Here is a 16,339-nt window from a genome sequence, read left to right as displayed (position 1 = left end):
AAATATTGAATGTTTTTAATATAATTATTGAGTTATGTATTTATAGAAACTTAAGAGGTATGATTATGGAGTTTATTACTTTTAAAGTAATTTGTATCTTTTTATTTTTAATGCTTATGACTTCTATAGAAGTTTTAGGATATGGAGTTCAACTTGTTGGGGCGAAATTAGCTTTAGTTGCATCGGCTTTTGCTAAATATAATATTATGTCTTTAATTGCTCGATTTTCTAATATGTTTCAACAACCATTTACTGTTTCTTTAGTTGATAGTACAGCAAAAAATGGTAGATTAGAATTACTAATTAAACAATTAGATTTTTGTTATTAGATTCTACTATGGGAGTAATACTTGGAGGGATTATTAGTACCATTTTTTATGAAAGTTCTTTCTAAAGCGCTAATACCATTGTCAAAAGATGATTCGTTTTTAAACATGTTCAAATTAATATGTTCACAAAAGAATTGATGCAACGTTAAAAAGAATGAGCCCGGTACAATACCGGACTTATATTCATACAACCGCTGTATTTTTCTGTTTAACTGTTGGGATTCAGTTCATAATGAAACATATTTTTACATAAAAGACTTTCGTATATAAATTTTTCAAATGATTTATTAGCGAATTGTTGACCAATATCACTTTTTTGAGTGAGTAATTTTTTAGATTGATGATATAATGAATTTTGTTCGTTTCTTTTATGTAAAATATTCTAGTTTTGCATTAGGAAAGAACTGTTTCATATAGGAATACAGATAGTTTTTTATATCCTCTTCTTCTTCTTTTTGATAAATGTATTTTCCGATTCCATATTTCCCCCATTTATACCTTCTTTTCTCTTCATCTAATTCTAGTTTTGTCATCGGGTAGTTTTTTTCAATTACTCTCTTAGCTGGCTTTGTAAAACGATGTTGAATAAATTCAAATGTAATATCATCCCGTGCATCAAGAGGTAATTCAGCATTTAGGCGTTCAAACATATGATAGTATCCTTCCTTCCAGCCTTCATGCAGGTAAATAGGAGCTACAATGAAACCAAGAGGATATCCAGCTCTAGCTACTTTTCCTGCTGCCTCAATTCGTTTAGCTAAGGGAGAAGTTCCTGGTTCAAAGTTTTTAATCACATAATCAGCGTTTACACTAAAGCGAAATCTTGTTTTTCCGTTATGTTTAGCATCAAGTAAATGATCTACATGGTGGAATTTCGTAACAAATCTCAATTTCCCATATTCAGATTCTCCAAAATGCTCAATGGCCCGTTTAAGGGTATGCGTTAAATAATCGATTCCTACAATATCTGAAGTACACGACGCTTCAAATCTTGTTACTTCAGGTGCACGCTCTTTCATGTATTTATCAGCAGCATCTAAAATTTCTTCAACATTTACATACGTTCGTATATAAGGCTTACTTCCCATCGTTGTTTGTAAATAACAATAATGACAATGTCCCATACATCCCGTCGCAAAAGGAATTGCATACTCTGCTGAAGGCTTGGAAGTATCGAATTTCAGTGTTTTTCTAACACCAACAACCAGCGTGGATTTTGCTACTCGATACCTTTGAAAATCGTTATCCCCTGGCAAATCTCTTACTTGATTATGGGAAGTAGTATGTCGAATTTCAACATCCATCTTTGAAAACTTCTCAAACAGCTCTTTCCCCAAAGGATAATCCAATGCTTTCGGTTCAAAATATACGAGCTTAGGCATAAATGGCTTATTCATTCTAACATCCCCTCTGAAATATCACCATAATAGTAAGTGTAAGCTTGGTTTGCCTCATCTTCGGTAGCATATATAGCCATCTCATTTGTTAGTGGATAATACGTTTCGTAAAGAAATAGTGCTAATTCATTAGGTCTTTCAGGATTATTTACAACTGCTGCAGCTTGTATGTTAGCTACGTCTTGAGTATGAGGATTTCGGTAAAAAATATAAACAATGTCACCAGCATGATACGTATTACTTTCAGAAGAAAATTCCATTCCATCACCATCTCATTTCATAAAATTCAATGCTCACAGTTTTACTTTCTAATTTCCTTGTAGTGTAACTATTTAATTACATTGATAATGATTACGTCATACAAACATATTTTGAAAAATGAATAATAAATGTACTCCCAAAAAGGCAAGCATATATCAATGCTTGCCTTTCGTTCTAACGACGATGTTCAACAAGATCGATTACACCTAAAACGACGTGTGCTAAACCAAAACCAAATACTGTATTTGCAATCATTTTATTAGTTCCACGAGTTTGTTTAAGAGCATAACCTGCTGCTGTCACTGCTGTACCTAAAGCTGTTGGAATTAATCCTTCACGAATGTCCACAGTGATGCCTCCTTGTTTCGTAGTTAGTAAATTTGTTTTAATGACTCGAAGTAAAGTATTAAAACAAGTATTAGTATTTTTCTTTTTAATAAAATTATGTGAAATTTTTATGAATAATATTTTAAATCCATAACAGCTATAAAGATTGAAAAAATTATTAATTAACAAATAAGAAAATATCTTCAAAACGTATTTTCTTATGAAAATTTTATACCTCAGACAAAAAAATCTTTGCGAAAATTCTCTCCATAAAAAGTGCTCCTAAATTTATATATATAGGAGCACTTTTTATGAAACACTATTCTTTATTTGCTTATGAACCACTTTATTATAATAACCATGCTTTACAACTTGCCTAAAATCATCTACCTCGATATCCATTCTTTCCGCAATATCTACAACAATTGTATTTTGTAAAACATTCACCACAAATCCCATTAATTGCAAATTAGGATTTTTACGATATGAAAATTGAACGTAATCCCCAAGTGTTACTTCTTTATTATGCTTCATTTGGCGCCCCCTAAATTATCGATAATTATACAATAGTTTTCCCCTTTTTTACTTCTACATACTGGGTCACCAATTTATCATTTTAGCCAATTCATCTCCCACCTACTTATTTCGCGTTCCTTGAGAAAGGGGTCTTCTTGGCTAAAATGATAAAAGTTATGCATATAATAAAAAAAGACAAACTCTCCAATGTGAGGAGTTTGTCCAAAACCATGATTTCTTTAGTTTAACAATATAGAATTCAGTTCCCTTAAGAATCTTTCTTTTTCCATATCCCACGGTTTTTGCATCGATACTAACAATAGTGGATTAGAATAATGACTTAATACTTGCTAGGACAGTAAGAATACCTATAATAATGACAAATACATTGCTAGATTTCCCTTTATATTTAGCAAGTACTGATACTTTATGGATTGCATACATTGGTAGTATACATAAGATAGCAGCAACTAGCGGACCGCTAAGGGCATCAATGATTCCAAGAATACTTGGATTTGTATAAGCAACATACCAGCATGTTAATACGACAAAAGTAAGAATCATTGTCTTAACTGTTTTTTCTCCTATATCTTTCCCACGTTTTTTACTGGACTTGATAATCATGTCACGCATTACCTCATACGCTCCTATATAATGACCAAGGAAAGACTTTGTAATAGCCACAAATGCAATGATAGGAGCTGCAATAGTGATTACTGGCGAATTAAGCTCATTAGCAAGATATGATAGGATTGACAAGTTCTGTTCTTTTGCCACCTTAAGATCATTTGGAGTCAGACTTAAGGTACTGCTCCAAACAAAGAACATAACAACTACGAATGTCATAATATAACAAACTTTTTGTATTTGAGCACATTTAGCATCAGTAGCATCTATTCCATACGTAGCTCTCTGTTTCATAACAAATGACGAAATCATAGGCGAATGATTAAACGAGAATACTATAATTGGAAGTATCATCCATATCGTTCCTAAATATCCTGTTCCTGTTGAAGCAGTAGAAACAGCTGAAAAACTAAACATTGACGTATTCCACTGTGGAATCAAAGATATTGCGATAAAAAGTAGAGAAGCTATAAAAGGATACACTAGCATGCTCATGATCTTTACAGTTATATCTTGACCAAAATTTAGTATAGCGATAAGACCGAGTACTAAAACAAGCGATAAAATGGACCTTGGAGGCTCCGACATGTGCAATTGATGCACGATAAAGCTACTAGCGGTATTTGTAAGTGCGACCGAGTACATCAGCACGATCGTATAAATGGAGACAAAATATACAAGATTAAAAATGATACTTGCCTTATTTCCAAAATACTCTCTTATTGTACCTGTAATCCCCTCATCGGCAGAGTTCGAAGCGTAAATCATTTTAGCAAGCGCCCTATGTGAATAATACATAACAGGATATGCAAGTATGGTAATTAACAGCAATGATAATAAACCACCTGAACCTGCATTAATCGGTAAAAAGAGTACTCCTGCTCCAATTGCTGTTCCAAAAAGGCTCAATGCCCAGGTAGTATCCTGTTTATGCCACTTTTTAGGGTCTAGATATTTCTCATTTTTTACTGCAGTGTTATCAGCTTGAAATTCTATGTTTTTTGCAGTATTCCCATCCATATAATAATTCCTCCTTGTGTCCTATTCTTAATTCTCTTTTTAAGATATAGGAATATAGACCGTTCTTGAAAAATGAATAGCTTATATAGTGCCCCACAACGAATATCCCCCTTCTAGGTTAATAAAAATCAAAAAATTAGCGAAGCATCAACCTGAAGGGTTTGTTACCACTTATAAAATATTTTAATTATATAGTAGTATATTTTATTGATAACTCCCCCAATATACAGACATCCTTAGGCGAACAATAGAGTAAAGATTGTTAAAAACTTCACAATATATTCGATAACTTATTGATTTGATTGTTTCTCCCCAAAGATTTTATTTTTAATGGAAATTCCTGTAGGTGTAGCTGCAATACCACCTAAACCTGTCTCTCTTAATTCGCGAGGCATCTGTCTTCCAACTCTATACATGGCTTCAATCACTTCGTCAGCATTGATGAGATTGTTTACGCCAGCTAATGCGATGTCCGCTGCTGCTAAAGCATTTGCCGTTCCAATGGCGTTTCTCTTTACACAAGGAATTTCTACCAAACCAGCGACCGGATCACAAACTAAACCGAGTAAATTTTGTAATGCAATCGAAAAAGCTTCAGAAGATTGCTGTGGCGTTCCACCCGCAGCTTCTACCGCAGCTGCAGCCGCCATCGCTGAGGCACTTCCTACTTCAGCTTGACATCCTCCATACGCTCCTGAAATACAAGCGTTGTTTGCGACTATCGTTCCAAATAACGCTGAAGTGAATAGAAAATGAATCATATCTTCATGACTTAACTGCAACGTATCTTTAATACTAAATAGGACTCCCGGAATCGTCCCACTCGCACCTGCTGTTGGAGTTGCACAAATAGCTCCTAATGCAGCATTTACTTCATTAACACCGATAGCACTTTGAATCCCTAACACCATCAAATCTCCAGAAAGAGTTTTCCTATTTTCTCGATAGTTTTTAATTTTTACAGCATCCCCTCCGGTCAAACCTGTTGGAGAAAATACACCGTCGCCCTCGATACTTTTATTTATTGCATGTTGCATAGTCGCTAAATTTCGTTCCATTTTACTCCATACTTCTTCATAAGAAGTTTTAGTTTGTTTGATTTCCTGTTCGATTGCTAATTCATAAATTTGCTTTTGGCTTTTATTAGCTGCATCCACAATTTCTTTTATGGCCATATACATATTTTTCACTCCTTAATGTGACTAAAGAATAATAAGATTAGCTATATTGCTTAAATCTCCTAATTCCTTCTGAGCATTACCTGGCAATATCGAATCCAAAGCGAATGCATATAAATATTTTGTTTTATCTTCCAAACTATGAAAGTTGTTAATTTCCACATCATATTGTTTAAAGATCCTGCGTAAAACAAATTCAAAGTCAGCTCTTTCTGAAATCGCAATAACAACTGGCAATGGCCCCTGCAGATTTAAGCTAAATCCATCAATTTCAACATTTTTGACTTCAATCAACCCACCACCGACCGAAATACCCATTACTCTAATACTTCGACTTTCATCCTCTGCATATACATCTGCCGTATTTGGATGACCAGCAGGACTATTACCCAATTGTTCAATAAAGGTAATGTCAATTCCCTTAGACTCTGCTATTTTAATAGCATCTGGCACTTTGCTGTCATCAGCAGCTAAGCCTAATATACCAGCAATAATTGCAAAATCAGTTCCGTGACCTTTATGGGTTTCAGCAAATGATTCATAATACTTTACCACAACTTTTTTGGGAAGACCTTGAAATAATTTATTAGCAACTGTTCCAATAGCCAAAGCACCTGCAGTATGTGAACTTGAAGGGCCTATCATTATGGGCCCAATCACATCAAAACAACTTTTGTATTTAACAATCTTTTTTTCTTTAATAGATGCTACATTCATGTTCATATAAGCACCCCCATAATTTATTATTTTTAGCTGTAGTTGAATCTAAGTTATTAGAATGATCGATTCAAAACAAGTTTTGTTTGATAACGCTTTCTTTATTGAGTTGAATAAACTTCCCTTCTAATCTGCTATCCTCCGTATAGTAATCATATCAGTATGTCCAATTTTAAAAAATTACTGGCAAGTTCTTTAGAATTTTTAATCCAAAACGAGGTTTGATATTTTCTCTAGAGGTAATAAATTGTGTCTCGACGCCCTCATTATAACTTGTATATTTATAAGTTTAATCTTTTTTTATTTTTAGAAAGATTGAATAGACAGAATTTTGAATAGGTAATAAATTACACTTAGTATGTAGCAATTGTGTCCTTTGTTTGAAGCTGTATTAGTTAGTAAAAAAGCAAAAATAACACAGAGTTCCTTTCATAAACACATTGATTATATTGAAAAATCATTATAAAGATACTTATATTGTCTTTTGTTTGAACATCTTATTTTGAACGGGAAACCTGTTGCAATAAATAATTCATTCATATGAAAAGGAATACATTATAAAATTTAAAAACGTTTTAGTATATTAATTATACATTTTGTATAAATATTAATTATCAAAAAAACTAACTTCTTATTAGGATCTTAACATAAAGGATACATTCCAAATAACAATGGAGATTCTGCTTTATCAATTTCTTTATACGTTATATTTCCCTCTTTACCTGCAACAGCAACTTGTACTTTTTCATTTGTTTTCACATCTTCTGCACCTATTGCACCACCCGCCAATAATCCTGTACTTAACAGACTATCGTGAACGAAAGTTAGAGAGTTATGGAACAAAATATAATGTGTATGTACATACATTTCTTTTAAAAGAAGTTTTGTAGTATGCAACTGAATTAAAAAAATATAGATTTTTATGACTCTTTTTAGGGGATATAGCAAAGTGGGATCTTTTATATGCACATTGCTATACCGAACTAGATTTCAGCATAGTATTTTTTTGCAACTCATTGATTTTTACCAAACACGTATAAAAACCAACAATATGAAAATAAACGACTGGCTAAAATTTTACTTTCAATAAAATAAAAAAGAACCTGCAAATTTGCAGATTCTCCTGATAATGATTTATATGAGTAAGACTCGGAAATATAATACAATGATTCAAAATAAGTTCAAGTAAATTCAAAGAACCCGCTGGAGTTCGAGTTCTTTCAGAAGTGATGATGTTTTCTAGGCTTAGCAAAGTGAGAAAATACAAGAATATAATACATCGAGATCTAGAGAATTTCAATACTTAAATTAGAGGTTATTTTAATATGATGTAACATCAGCATTTTGAAGGAATAGCAATGAATACCTTATACATTCCCAGTCTACATAACGCTTTATTATCAGTAGAAAGAAAAAGGAAAATCCCTACTTTCACAATAAATCCGCCTTGCTACTCTATTCATTTTTTGATACATTCCTATCCACCGTTTTAGGCTTCTCTTTTGTACTGTGTTAGCCGAAAAATTGTATAAATCATAATTCGTTTTTCTTCCACCTGTTTCACCCTTTCTACACCCTAGTTTTACAAAATAAGAAGTCATCAAAACTTATATTTATTACTTTCTGTTATCTCCTCTCTCTTGTTCTATGCATAGTCTATCTAAATTTTTATTAGCTACTAAAAAAAGAATTTACAGGACGATAAAAAAAAGCCAAGTGCATTGCACTCGGCTTTATGGTCGATTAAACAATTTTACTTCAGACGTATTAAACTGATGTAGATAGTCTTTAGTAGAAGTATAACCTGAATTCATGAGTGTTTTCTTTTCTTCTTCTGTGATATCAAAATTAAACGACGACGTAAAGAATGTATTAATAAATACAGTGCGGGCAGCATCTTCTTTGGTGGTTTTTCCGCTCTCATGACCTTTGATCATGGTTTGAGACAAATTCCATGCAAAATGAATAAGAGAATGGCCAATATGATGTTCTGTTGAGGTTGCGATATGTTTTAACATGGCAACCTCCGCCTGAGATTCTAAACGGAAACCAAGTGTTTCTTTGTTGTAGACAATTTCATCTGTAGGATCAAAGAAAGATGCATTGTATTTCGTGTGTAAGCTTCTTAGTATAGAATGATCCTCTATATTGCTTATCAGTTTATTAACCTCGTCAATCGTATCTGTGGTCGTGAAGTGTTCTTCTTTATTCACAAAACTTTTCCGATCAAATAAACGAATTGGGTAGTTATCGAGTACACCTCCGTCTACATAATAATCTTTATCCCATTCCACAGATTTAAAAAAGAATGGGATGGACATCGAAATCCGCACAGCAACTACTAACGGGACATCAGGTGTCGTTTCGCGAGAAAACGTACGAAGCTGGTGTGTAGAAACGTTCGTTCCTTGGAAAAACACGTCTTTTCCTGTTTTGTCATACAACTGCTGAAAAGTTGTGTCCTTACTCCCTGTCCACTTTTCAACGATCTTTCCTACCCACTCAGTGAAGAAATCCCCTTTATAGATACCAAAACCATCAAAAAACAAACGAATGTTATCTTGTACAATCGAAAAATCATCATCTTTAAACGCTTTGAAATTCATGTCTTTGTGGATTTTTACAAGATCTGCGAATGGAATGGAAAGACCTAAAAGTAATGCAGTAATCGCTCCTGCTGAAGTCCCTCCAAATCGTTGTATTTCTGGTAAAATCCCTTCTTCATTTAGTGCACGGATGGCACCTATATAAGCGCTTCCCTTTACCCCGCCACCTTCAAATACTAAGTTACGAAATGGATATGCCATTATATACCTCCAATAAAGAAATTTTCGATCTGTTATAGTATCGGAAGTATATTGAAATATATTCCAAATGGTATTAAGAAAGTTTCATGTCCTCCGATACGTATGGCTGAATTATCTTTATTCAATGGATGAATTGTTTGAAAGAGAAGAAATTTGCTTGGAATGGTAATTTAGTAGGATAGGAAACAGGAAACGGAGTGCATCTTTGGATGCACTGAATAATATCCCCTTTTGAAATCGTATATAACGTAACTTCTTTTCCGATGTCCAAGTAAAATCACGAGTAAGAAATCAAGGAATAATCTACATTTCATAAATCCCGCACTCTCTTTAACATACAATTCAGTGAAATAATTTGTTTCAAATACGTAGAAATATGGTTTAACCAGCAATCAATGATCAGGTCTTCTTACCCTAAGTAAACCTAAATCTATTTGTCTCCATACAGAAAGGAATAAATAGTTTTGTTCCTATTCATGAAATAGTACAATATATGCAAAATTACATATCTAATTAATTGCTTTTAATGTTATATTTTAATAGCGATGAATGCTATTATTTCATAAGTTGTCAACAAGCGTTATGTATGTATGAGAAAAAGGAAGGAGCCAAATAGGCCCCTTCCTTTTTCTACTAATTAACTAAATTACTCTCTGGTAAAAATTTAAATAGTAATGCTCATTTACAGGCGTCTGATTATGCATTAAACATGCTAACTTTGCTTGCTGTCGGAAAAATTAAAGACGATAGTCAAATATGTTCTTTCATTACTTTATATTGAAATAAATAATGATTCAAAGTTATTTTGTGAAAATTATACAAAAAGTACTAATTCGTCGTTTACCTAACAATAGATAATATAGATAAAGAAAAAATACTAGAGGATATCACAGTGTAGTAGTCTCTAGTATCTTTTCATAGTATTTTAGCGGCTATACAATACGGAGGGATAAAAAAAGGACCTCTTACGGAAAGATAAGAGGTCATCAAAAAGATAAAAATGTTGTATTTGAAACACGCGAGTTTCTAATTCACATCATAACACAATATATTTATATATTCAATATATACATTAAAGATAAGTAATGTATGTTCAAAAAACACATGGAATATTAATTTGTAACAGTATATATTTTCCTCTTTTATTCTATTTCTTCTACAATGCCGTGATTGTAACAAATATCCCTCTTTCTTTTTTGGATGATTACGAATAAAAATACTACATGTTTTCTGTCTCACTTGGAATAAAGCATCATGGTAAAAATACAATGCTGACAAGTAAAATACTTAATACAATCAACCCTATCCCTAACATCATCCATTCACCCTTTTTAGAATTTTAAAATTTAGCCCTTCACTTTCATATACTTCTCTTTTACATGAGCCAGTAAGTCCCTCAGCTTATTCTCTGCAGGGTGTTCTTGATTTTCTAGAACTTCTCTGCCATAGGATGAAAAGTTTTGTGAGCATGCACTAGTTGTTACTTTCAATTTCGCGTATGAGGATGTATGCTCATCATAACTGGATTACGTCTTCTTGGGGATAAAGGGGACAGGAAAGCTGCTAAGCTAGCGTAAGGTGCTAAATTCCCTCAAAGTATCTCAAAAGCTGGATAATCATTTAATATTTCTGTACTCTCCAACTTACAACAAAACACATCGCAAAATATGTTTACGATGTGTTTTAAAAGGGAAATCATCATCAAGTTTTTCACCCATATTTTTATAAGGAGTTTTACCATTGAGGATAAACGCCTTCATTTGTATACTATATGTCTCACACATATAGTATACAAATTATTACACTTACTTTTCTTCACCGCTTGCTTGCATGGAGTTAAAAGTCCAATTTAATTTCAACGCATCTCCTTGAAATACATTTTGTTCTTCACCGTTATCTACGAATGTAAACATTACATAAAATGTATCATCATCACCTGGAGCAAGTCCATTTCCTTCTCGATCTACAATACCGTTCTTTACAAGATTAGGAATATTTCCATTTTGCGTAGCTACCTTTAATTCAGATAATGTAGTAGACCAAATTGGAACCTCATTTTTATCCAAGTTCCACAAGAAATCAACACGGATATGATCACCAAAATCAGCATTTCCATTATCCCCTTTCGCATCGATTACACTGTAATCTGTCAGGAGTTTCACATCTCCTATTGCTAAGGTTCCTTTGTTTACTAATTGAAAACCACGTTCCATTTCATCACCTGGTTTCAGATTGTCGACATTAATAACAACTTCTGGATTCACACTCAAATCTAAAGTACCCGCTGCAAACGTGTTTTGTGATACTTCCTTATCACTAAAATATGCATATGTTCCCCCGCCAATTAAGGATAAGCCAAGCACTGCAGTTACAACACCCATACCAAGTTTTTTCTTCATACCCATTTCACAAGTCCCCCTATTGTTAAAGTTTAAACTACAAACCTTATTTCCATCCCACAAACAACAATAATAATTAAGCAACTTCCTTGTCCCATAATGAAAGCGAACTTACTTTAAACTAGTTACTTCATGTACCCAAACGACTATGACTCTTAAAATGACCGGTAATGTTACCGTAAATCATTACCGGTCATTTGTTAACCAATCCATTTCATTTAATATCCATTGTCTGATGCCTTTATTTACTCTAGAAGTTTGTCCACTTATTTTTTTGGTTCTAAACCGATAGAGCGTAAAATTTTCTCTAACGTCACTGGCCCTACATTTTCTTTCGGTTTCTCGTTTCCTTTAGCATCTGGGCCCTTTTTCAAGAAGTTTTTCTCAATTAAACGAACATCCGTTTCATCTACAACACCATCTTGATTTATATCTCCATCTTTTACAGATACTTTTCCTTTTCCATACGATAAAGCTGCTATTCTAGCATCTTGAATATCTACCATTTTATCGCCGTTTACATCACCTGCAAGGTTATCATCCATGTCAGCTCTAAAGTTTTGTCCCACTAATTCTCCATCCTGCATTTTCCCTATTTTTGTTGTTAATTTACTATTTAAATGACCTGGCATTTCTACGAAAATATCATATTCTTTATCGCTTACTGGAACACTATGAATTTCAAATTGTCCGTTATCACCAATCGTTCCTGTATATTTCTTTCCATCCTTGCCAACTGCGTACACTTTTGCTCCTAGTTTTGTATAGTCTTTCTTACCTAAATACCCCTCTTCATTCAAGAAAGCTTCCGGGCCAATATATCCTGTAACCGTTGAATGTTTCGAAACAATAGCAAAAGATTTATCTTTAAACGCGGGAATCTCAATGCCTTCTGATGCACCAACTTTTGTATAAGAGAACTTATCTACTCCAAATGCAGTCAAACCATTAAAGTATTCATCGTTCGTCATCTCGAATGTAACATCTAAAAATGGTTTATCTCCATCTAATCCTTTAAATTCTTTTCCCTCCAATGATGCGCCAACTTTCACCTTGTTTTCCCAAGCTCCTGCTTCACTTATCTTCGGATCTTCTAATTTAAGGTTCAATCCATGTTGTTCTACATATTCCGTAAGTGCTGGATTTGGTTTCACATCTGTAAATTTAAATAGCTGCTTGTAATAAGGAATTTCAAATGTACCTGACATAAGCTGTTTTACATTATTAAGATTCAAAGTTAATGTAATTTTCTCTCCTAATTTGATTTTATCTTTGTCATAACTTGGAACAGCGTATTCTGTCCCTTCTTTTACAAAGACGTAATCTTTATATCCAGTTGCCATATTCCCTGCAGTTGCAAGATCATATCCAAATAATTTTAAATTTAACGGCTCATTTATTTCCTCTGGAAGTACTCCAAATTTAAAATCACCATTTGCTTGAATTGTATTCAACCATCCTGATGGGAAGGCTGAGTTTTGATAATATACAATTTGATTCGCTTTTTGATCATATTGCAAGCCTTTTGCCTTTAATGCATCTACTGTAGAATCATAAATATTACCATGCACCCATAATGCACGCTGGCCGTCTTCTTCTTTAAACATAGAATCATTGACTTCGTGTATACCAGGTTGTACATCCTTAAATTTCATTTCAGGTATTACATTATCAATGATAATGCTATCGCCTTTTGTATAAGATTTTCCTTCTTTATCATATCCAACGAAGTTCAATTCGTAATCTCCATCAGGCAACATAACAGGTTTATCCGCAATTGGATGAGCTGGATCTCCTGTGAATGGAAGTACATACCCTCCCATACCAGAAAACATCATATATTCAACATTCGGTGTTAGACTACTTGCATTAAGTGTACCAACGACTCCTAATGCCTTCCCTGTCGTTCGGTCCTTTACAATTGCATCAATGGTTTCGAGAGGACTATTTAATTTAAATGTCAACGGCGAACTTGGTCTTTCCATAAATGGATGGAATTTAGAAGCATCTGTTGCCATTGCATCTCTCAGTAAATCTACAGACGCAATCCCTTTTTCTGTGAATTTAACTGCAAATGGTACTTGATATACTTCTTTTTCATTGTTTTTATTTGAAATATGAATATAGCCCTCATATCTACCAAATTCAGCGTTTTCTGGAATGGTAATTTCAGGGCTAATTTCCTCTGATGCACCAGGAGCTACTTTAATAGAATCTGGTACGTTTAGCTTCACACCATTCTTCGCTGCATCTTGCACACCTACACTTGTAGGTGAAAATTTCACCTCTAATTTAAACTCTTTCCCATCTGTTTTACTGCTGTTCTTAATTAAAACTTTTCGACTATCTTTAATAGGCCCATTTTCAATTTGATTTTTATACCCAAATGCAATAGAACCTGTTTTTTCTTCAATTTCTACTTCTTCATCACCTACAACGTTTGATGTTTTATCAACAACCTCGATTGATGTATCTGCATGAACTGCACGGTATGCATCAATTCGTCCTGAGCCCACCTCAAATACAGAACGCTCTTCTTTTAAGTCAACTGCGGTATTCATGAGTGCTTCTTTTACTTCAAATGGACTATAATTTGGATGTTCTTGTAAAATGAGTGCCGCTACCCCTGTAGTATGAGGAGTTGCCATAGAGGTACCTGACATACGTCCATACGCTATCGGATAATTTTCTCCATCTTTTGGATCATTAATATATTCAGGAACAGTTGAGAAAATAGACACACCTGGTGCTACAATATCTGGCTTAATATCATCTGTCTTAGTTGCAGGACCACGGGAGCTGAAATCAGCTAAGTGATCTCCCTCTGTTTTTATATTACTTAGTTCCCCAAACGCTAACGACACATCTCCTTGTACAGCTTTTGCTTGTAATTTCTCACCATCTACTTTTGTTAAGCGGAACGATGGAATAGATGCAGTACTTTCCCCAAGATAACTTGTAATTTCACCATCTACATTGTTATATACGATTACCGCCTTTGCGCCTGCTTCCTTAGCATGCTTAATTTTCTCATCAAATGTAATCTCACCGCGTTGGATAAGAGCTAATTTTCCTTTTACATCTTTTCCTGTAAAATCATCTGATTTCCCGAGCCCTGCATATACAACTGATACGGATTGACCTTTCAAATCTTCAATCTTATCAGTAAAGCTTTTTCCAAGTAGCATCATCTTATCCACATGTAAATCACCTGCATCGACGGAAAACGTTGGGATTTTCATTGCAGCGTTACTGGCTCCAACTGTAATCGGAAGTGCCGCTGCACTAGGTGATCCAATGGTACCTTCTTCCGGACCACTATTACCTGCTGCTACAACTGTAACAACACCAGCTAACATCGCATTGTTCACTGCGACAGAAGTAGGATATAAAGGATCATTAATAGACGCACCTAGTGATAAATTGATAACATCCATATTGTCTTTCACTGCTTTATCAATCGCAGCAAGAATACCGCTTGTTTGTCCACTTCCATATGGGCCTAATACGCGATATGAATATAAATCTACATCTGGAGCAACACCCTTCACTGCATAATCCACACTATTCTGTTTGTCTGCAGCAATTGTCCCAGCTACATGCGTACCATGGGATGTATAATATGCACTCCCCTCATAAATCTCTGGATATCCTCCAGAATTTTGCCAATCCTTATACGTTGTCTCCATTGGATCTGCATCATTATTAACAAAGTCCCATCCTTTTATGGAGTTCGGATCTATTTTACTTGGATCTTCACCTTGTTTTGCACGATATCCTTTATATGCATCTTTCAAATCCGGGTGGTTGTAATCAATACCTGTGTCCAGTACACCTACCTTAATTCCTTTCCCTGTTATTTTTTCATCATGCAGCTTGTCCACACCAATTTGCGGTACACTATCCGCCATTTTCGGTTCAACAACAGTCTTAGTTGTTTCTTTCGGCAAATCAATTTTAACCTCATGATCTTCCCATACGCGCTTAACGATACCGGTACGAACTAAGTCTTCGATCATATTTGCTGGTAAAGAAATCGCTACACCATTAAAAGCATTCTTATATTCTCTTGTTATTTTTGCAGATTTTACATTTGTCCCTTTCTCTTTATTCTTTTGAAGCTGCTCAAGCTCTGCTTTAAATCCTTTATGTGATGCCTCTACCTTTTGTTCCGCATTTGAAAGAGCTAATTTTTTCCCTTTAGCCGCTTGTTTTAATACCTCTATTTTGCTAGGCGCTTGCTTAAATTCTATAATCACATTCACATTATTAGGACTTGTTGTATTGATACCTGGCGAAATAACAAAACCTGGTTTTGTATCTAACGTTTTTAAGGCATTACGTTGTTCCTTTGTAAGACCTTTTAAGATAGCATTTGCATCATCAATTCCAGTTAAAGTAGATGTATTTACCTCTTCCGCTAATACGTTATATGGAATTCCTTGAGACAATAACATTCCAACTGTTAACGTTCCAATAAGAATCTTTCCAAATTTCCCTCGTTTCATATTACATCTCCCCATTATTAATATTATTTTTTGAAACAAATTGATTCTTAAATTCCCATGTAGCATTGGAAACTCTATTAATCTTAATCTTTTGTATCATGAAAGATTTCCAACACTACTACCATCCCCATACCTCACATAGCTAACCACTCACTTTACTCTTTCTATAAGAGCCCTCCGTCATTTATTTCCAACAAAAGATTTTCACAAAATGAATTATTAACAAGATTAAAATGTAATTCTATTTTTATTA

12 protein-coding genes are annotated in these 16,339 nt (G+C 34.1%); 1 reads left to right on the top strand and 11 read right to left on the bottom strand.

Annotated features, from left to right (window positions below):
* Positions 1-65: 65 nt before the first annotated feature.
* The gene (locus tag N2V80_RS12085) at positions 66-329 is read left to right on the top strand and encodes a lipid II flippase family protein (RefSeq protein WP_000394421.1); all 264 of its coding nucleotides are present in this window, start codon (positions 66-68) and stop codon (positions 327-329) included.
* A gap of 368 nt (positions 330-697) precedes the next feature.
* On the opposite strand, the gene splB is transcribed toward N2V80_RS12085, so the two are convergent.
* From splB to N2V80_RS12030, 11 genes are all read right to left on the bottom strand, one after another.
* Complete coding sequence (gene splB, locus N2V80_RS12080) at positions 698-1,726, bottom strand: spore photoproduct lyase (protein ID WP_001039641.1); 1,029 nt, start codon at positions 1,724-1,726, stop codon at positions 698-700.
* Positions 1,723-1,986 (bottom strand): transcriptional regulator SplA, encoded by a 264-nt coding sequence (locus N2V80_RS12075; protein ID WP_000396091.1) that lies wholly within the window; start codon positions 1,984-1,986, stop codon positions 1,723-1,725. The genes splB and N2V80_RS12075 overlap by 4 nt, the downstream gene beginning before the upstream one ends.
* 175 nt (positions 1,987-2,161) lie before the next feature.
* Positions 2,162-2,335, bottom strand: a complete 174-nt coding sequence (locus N2V80_RS12070; RefSeq protein ID WP_000354585.1) for a hypothetical protein — start codon at positions 2,333-2,335, stop codon at positions 2,162-2,164.
* Positions 2,336-2,623: 288 nt separating this feature from the next.
* Positions 2,624-2,848 (bottom strand): DUF2187 domain-containing protein, encoded by a 225-nt coding sequence (locus N2V80_RS12065; protein WP_000682217.1) that lies wholly within the window; start codon positions 2,846-2,848, stop codon positions 2,624-2,626.
* Between the two features lie 309 nt (positions 2,849-3,157).
* Positions 3,158-4,477: an aromatic amino acid transport family protein gene (locus tag N2V80_RS12060; RefSeq protein ID WP_061654682.1), complete on the bottom strand. Its 1,320-nt coding sequence runs from the start codon at positions 4,475-4,477 to the stop codon at positions 3,158-3,160.
* 290 nt (positions 4,478-4,767) lie between these two features.
* Entirely contained in the window at positions 4,768-5,658 is an 891-nt protein-coding gene (gene sdaAA / locus N2V80_RS12055; RefSeq protein WP_000281779.1) for an L-serine ammonia-lyase, iron-sulfur-dependent, subunit alpha, read from the bottom strand.
* A gap of 21 nt (positions 5,659-5,679) precedes the next feature.
* Positions 5,680-6,378, bottom strand: coding sequence for a serine dehydratase beta chain (locus N2V80_RS12050; protein WP_001056999.1), 699 nt, complete (start codon positions 6,376-6,378; stop codon positions 5,680-5,682).
* 636 nt (positions 6,379-7,014) lie between these two features.
* On the bottom strand, positions 7,015-7,239 hold the full coding sequence (locus tag N2V80_RS12045; RefSeq protein WP_098878368.1) for a hypothetical protein: 225 nt from the start codon (positions 7,237-7,239) through the stop codon (positions 7,015-7,017).
* A gap of 866 nt (positions 7,240-8,105) precedes the next feature.
* Positions 8,106-9,179 carry a patatin-like phospholipase family protein gene (locus tag N2V80_RS12040; RefSeq protein WP_000331136.1) on the bottom strand — a complete coding sequence of 358 codons (1,074 nt, stop codon included), beginning with the start codon at positions 9,177-9,179 and terminating at the stop codon, positions 8,106-8,108.
* A 1,805-nt stretch (positions 9,180-10,984) separates the two neighbouring features.
* Positions 10,985-11,584, bottom strand: a complete 600-nt coding sequence (locus N2V80_RS12035) for a TasA family protein (protein WP_000525504.1) — start codon at positions 11,582-11,584, stop codon at positions 10,985-10,987.
* A gap of 260 nt (positions 11,585-11,844) precedes the next feature.
* A complete protein-coding gene (locus N2V80_RS12030) occupies positions 11,845-16,086 on the bottom strand; it encodes a S8 family serine peptidase (protein ID WP_000820234.1) in 4,242 nt (1,413 codons plus the stop codon).
* Between the last annotated feature and the right edge of the window lie 253 nt (positions 16,087-16,339).

The sequence above is a fragment of the Bacillus sp. FSL W8-0640 genome, assembly GCF_038007725.1.
Lineage (GTDB): Bacteria > Bacillota > Bacilli > Bacillales > Bacillaceae_G > Bacillus_A > Bacillus_A cereus.
The sequence above is the reverse complement of the archived record's forward strand: the minus strand, read 5'-3'. Positions and strand labels throughout refer to the sequence as shown.

Coding starts and splice junctions, on each gene's coding strand:
- N2V80_RS12085 (WP_000394421.1), top strand. CDS start 66: ATGGAGTTTATTACTTTTAAAGTAATTTGTATCTTTTTATTTTTAATG.
- splB (WP_001039641.1), bottom strand. CDS start 1,726: ATGAATAAGCCATTTATGCCTAAGCTCGTATATTTTGAACCGAAAGCA.
- N2V80_RS12075 (WP_000396091.1), bottom strand. CDS start 1,986: ATGGAATTTTCTTCTGAAAGTAATACGTATCATGCTGGTGACATTGTT.
- N2V80_RS12045 (WP_098878368.1), bottom strand. CDS start 7,239: ATGTATGTACATACACATTATATTTTGTTCCATAACTCTCTAACTTTC.
- N2V80_RS12040 (WP_000331136.1), bottom strand. CDS start 9,179: ATGGCATATCCATTTCGTAACTTAGTATTTGAAGGTGGCGGGGTAAAG.
- sdaAA (WP_000281779.1), bottom strand. CDS start 5,658: ATGTATATGGCCATAAAAGAAATTGTGGATGCAGCTAATAAAAGCCAA.
- N2V80_RS12030 (WP_000820234.1), bottom strand. CDS start 16,086: ATGAAACGAGGGAAATTTGGAAAGATTCTTATTGGAACGTTAACAGTT.
- N2V80_RS12060 (WP_061654682.1), bottom strand. CDS start 4,477: ATGGATGGGAATACTGCAAAAAACATAGAATTTCAAGCTGATAACACT.
- N2V80_RS12050 (WP_001056999.1), bottom strand. CDS start 6,378: ATGAACATGAATGTAGCATCTATTAAAGAAAAAAAGATTGTTAAATAC.
- N2V80_RS12035 (WP_000525504.1), bottom strand. CDS start 11,584: ATGGGTATGAAGAAAAAACTTGGTATGGGTGTTGTAACTGCAGTGCTT.
- N2V80_RS12065 (WP_000682217.1), bottom strand. CDS start 2,848: ATGAAGCATAATAAAGAAGTAACACTTGGGGATTACGTTCAATTTTCA.